The sequence below is a fragment of the Bacillus sp. B4EP4a genome (assembly GCF_006680105.1).
GTDB classification, from domain to species: Bacteria; Bacillota; Bacilli; order Bacillales; family DSM-1321; genus Peribacillus; species Peribacillus simplex_E.
On sequence record NZ_VHIK01000100.1, the window covers coordinates 1 to 394 of the forward strand.

Below are 394 nucleotides of genomic sequence, written 5' to 3' on the forward strand. Positions count from 1 at the left end.
CCTTCTATCTATTATCTAGTTTTCAAGGAACAAGCTGTCCCAATCACAACGTGATTGTTTCATTGGTGGAGCCTAGCGGGATCGAACCGCTGACCTCCTGCGTGCAAGGCAGGCGCTCTCCCAGCTGAGCTAAGGCCCCGTTTTGGGAAATGGAATGGTGGGCCTAAATGGACTCGAACCATCGACCTCACGCTTATCAGGCGTGCGCTCTAACCAGCTGAGCTATAGGCCCATTCACATAAATAATAAGCTTCTGCTTCCCAAGCTTATCGCGGGATTGCTATTTAATTGAATGAATTACTCATTCAAAACTGAACAAAACAAAAGCGCTCTCGTAATTATCCTTAGAAAGGAGGTGATCCAGCCGCACCTTCCGATACGGCTACCTTGTTAC

General features: G+C 47.7%; 2 tRNA genes. Both read right to left on the reverse strand.

The annotated features are described in order from the left end of the window. Window positions 1–63: 63 nt before the first annotated feature. A tRNA-Ala gene (locus FNK51_RS26175) sits at window positions 64–139 on the reverse strand. Between the two features lie 16 nt (window positions 140–155). After that, window positions 156–232, reverse strand: a tRNA-Ile gene (locus FNK51_RS26180). Window positions 233–394: the final 162 nt, after the last annotated feature.